Source organism: Xanthobacter aminoxidans (assembly GCF_023571765.1).
Classification (GTDB): Bacteria; Pseudomonadota; Alphaproteobacteria; order Rhizobiales; family Xanthobacteraceae; genus Xanthobacter; species Xanthobacter aminoxidans.
In genome coordinates this window covers 1-2,878 of sequence record NZ_JAMJXC010000050.1, presented here as the reverse complement: position 1 = coordinate 2,878, position 2,878 = coordinate 1, and the positions used below count along the sequence as shown (strand labels likewise).

Genomic DNA, 2,878 nt, shown 5'->3' with positions numbered 1-2,878 from the left:
CGCCCGCCTCCTGCTCCTTCAGCATCCCTATGATCTGTTCCTCTGTGAACCGTGAGGCTCGCATCGTCCGTCTCCATGATCGACGGACTCTACCTAAATCTGGACGAGGATCAGGGGCTCACGTCAGTCGATTTCTCTCGCCAGCCCCTCGGATCCTGGCTCAATCGGCGCGCAATTTCTGCCTCGCTCGGGAATAATCCGCTGTCGCTGTTCTTTGTGCGTGGAGCCACGGCTGATCACCATCGTCCGATTGTTAGCTGCGCGACCCAGGAATGCGAGACTATCGATATGCAACTGGGAACCGCGGACATATATTTTATAAGTTCGAGAGAATTATCATTCGATCATGGTCTTTTATGTTTGCCATATCGAATTTCCTAAATACCTAACCTTGTTCGGAATATCGTAACTCCAGCGCCAAAACACAATATTCAAGTCAGCCTGCCCTGCGCCGGGCGCGAAACTGCGGACGAGAATTGCTGCACAGTCTTTGGCGCGCAGGCCGGCGCTCAAACGCCAGGTTGCTGGTCCCTGATCTCGCTCAACTTCCCAAGGGCAGGCGAGTTCTTTAAGGCTCGTTGCGGCTGCCTCTTGGCCGGCGTCAGATGTAAGGTCGAGCACACCTTCGCAATCCACGTCGTAGACGCACATGACGAGAGAGCGTGCCTTGAACGGGAACCCTTGCTGCGCCTCTAGCCATGCCGTTTCCGGCCGAAGCGAGGCGTAGAGCGTCGGCAGGCCAACCGGTGAAAAACGGCCCCCGTGGTGCACCGAGCCATCTCCCGACGTCGGCGCGAAATTCCAGTTGGGATGATGCGCGCGATAGACCGCTCCTTTGAACCGGATCATGCAAACCCTCCCAGCGCAATGCGCCCCAGATAGTCCTTCACCTCGTCGGCTCGACCCCTTTTGACCAATTCCTCCGCTGTCAGGTCGCCAAACGACGGCAGAGACTGGGCGCGGTACCAAGCAAATGCCTGGATGGGTGATCCAGCCCAGGGTGTCGTCCGAACGATGATGTCGACAAACTCTCGGAGCCGCTTTTGCGTGGCGCTCGAATAGATGCGCGCTTGCTTCGACACCGAGTCGCGGGAGAGGCCGAGCGTCGGCGCGAGCGCGGTCACCGTGGTTCCCAACTGGCTGCTAAGCCTTGATGGCTCTACATCACCCCCCAGGGTCACCTTTGCGAGAAAGCGCATTTCCTGAGTATCGAAAGTCATTTCATGCCTCGAAATTTGACCCATATATGAGACAATTTTCGAGGCACGTCAAGCGTGCATTCAGGTCAGATTCGCGCAGTGAGGGAGTCGTAAACTCAACTAAGCATCTAATTTAACGTGCATATTCAGGTTCGTATGCCCTCTGCCAAGGCCACCTTGCAAAAAGAGGAACGGACGAGCATGTTACATGTAACATTGGGCAGGAGGGCGGAGTGGCCGATGCAACCGTGCGCCAACGCGTTCAAAAGCACCGCGACGCGCTCCGCGCTGCCGGTCTCAGGCCTGTGCAGTTATGGCTCCCCGACACCCGGCAGCCGGAGTTCAGAGAGGAGTGCCAGCGTCAGTCCGGCATAACCGCAGAGGCGGATGCGCGGGACGCGGAGCTGGATGATCTCCTCGAGGAAAGGATGACCGAAGCCATGGCCGAGGTTGAATGAAGCGCGGCGATTTGGTGCTGGTCGCCACCGGCTCAGACCGTGGCAGACTTCGGCCCGCGCTGGTGATTCAGGCGGACCTGTTTACTCGCACCGGAACTATAGTCGTCCTGCTCATCGCTTCAAACCTGGTTGAGGCGCCGCTCCTTCGAGTGCCCGTCTACCCATCCATCGGAAACGGGCTCCGCGTGCAGTCCCAAGTGATGATCGATAAGGTGGTCACAGTGGAGCGGTGCAGGGTCTGGCCGGCGTTCGGCCGCCTCGAGGAGGATATGATGCTCTCCGTGACACGTTCGTTGGCGATTTTTCTCGGCATTGCATAAGCCCGGCGCGCCGGCGGGAGGCGCAGCCCCTGGATTGCTTCTGTTGCCGGTCGGGCTGCAACGTCACGACGGCAATCGCAACATAACCGGACCGAGTGGCACGGTGATCGCGCGGGATAGCCGGCACTGGGGCCTCGTTGATAACGGTTGCAAACCGTTATCAACTGTTAATAACGGATTACAGCCGTTGATAGCGCTGCAGGTTCCCAACCTCATCCGATTATATTCGATGTAATCGGATGCAATTGGATATCACTCGATGATATCCGATATCATCCGATGACATCGACCAAAGAGCCAAGGGAGCATCGAGCCGATGGTGAGCAATGAGGACATCTTGCGGGCTCTATTCCTACTGGCTGCCGAGTGCTGTGGACTGCCGGACGGACACAGAGACGATTTAGGCATATGGCATCATTCAAACCGTCTGCACGACGTAAAAACGGCAATACTGGATAGTAATTATCGATCTGCATACGCCCACGCCATTCGAACGCTTGCGGAGGCGGGGTTGGTGACGATCACATCGGACGACGGCATGAGATCAGTAGAGGCCAGGGTAACTGAGGTAGGCCTTTCGATTGAAAAAAGCTGGCTTCGAGCTCGCATGGAGTAGGCCAGGTCCCAGCCTCAGGATCACGCGTGCCCCGGCCGACAGTCTCCTTGCGTCCAGGCACATCGCGCTCGCGCTGAGTGGGATTTTATCCTACCATGGGGGTGATATGAGGTTCGATCATGCCCAATGCTGAGAAAGTCAGCGTCACTATGACGCCTGACATGATGCGCGCACTCCGCGAAAGCGTGGAATCTGGTGAATTCGCGACTACCAGCGAGGCCATGCGGGATGCTGTTCGCGTGTGGCAGCGGCAACGCCTCGAATTCGCCGAGCGCCTCGAGGCCC

The 2,878-nt window shown here is 57.6% G+C and carries 5 protein-coding genes; 3 read left to right on the top strand and 2 right to left on the bottom strand.

Annotated elements, in window-relative coordinates:
• Positions 1–354: 354 nt before the first annotated feature.
• Together EJ105_RS27510 and EJ105_RS27505 are read right to left on the bottom strand one after the other, a co-directional pair.
• Positions 355–849, bottom strand: coding sequence for an RES family NAD+ phosphorylase (locus EJ105_RS27510; protein WP_250168867.1), 495 nt, complete (start codon positions 847–849; stop codon positions 355–357).
• A complete protein-coding gene (locus tag EJ105_RS27505; RefSeq protein WP_250168866.1) occupies positions 846–1,220 on the bottom strand; it encodes an XRE family transcriptional regulator in 375 nt (124 codons plus the stop codon). The genes EJ105_RS27510 and EJ105_RS27505 overlap by 4 nt, the downstream gene beginning before the upstream one ends.
• A gap of 212 nt (positions 1,221–1,432) precedes the next feature.
• Between EJ105_RS27505 and EJ105_RS27500 the strand changes: the two genes are divergently transcribed.
• The 3 genes from EJ105_RS27500 to EJ105_RS27490 all read left to right on the top strand — a co-directional run.
• The gene (locus tag EJ105_RS27500; protein ID WP_250168865.1) at positions 1,433–1,657 is read left to right on the top strand and encodes an antitoxin MazE family protein; all 225 of its coding nucleotides are present in this window, start codon (positions 1,433–1,435) and stop codon (positions 1,655–1,657) included.
• A complete protein-coding gene (locus tag EJ105_RS27495; RefSeq protein WP_250168864.1) occupies positions 1,654–1,977 on the top strand; it encodes a type II toxin-antitoxin system PemK/MazF family toxin in 324 nt (107 codons plus the stop codon). The genes EJ105_RS27500 and EJ105_RS27495 overlap by 4 nt, the downstream gene beginning before the upstream one ends.
• A gap of 735 nt (positions 1,978–2,712) precedes the next feature.
• Positions 2,713–2,878, top strand: a 166-nt coding sequence (locus tag EJ105_RS27490) for a ribbon-helix-helix domain-containing protein (protein WP_347881346.1), incomplete at its 3' end; no start/stop codon positions are given.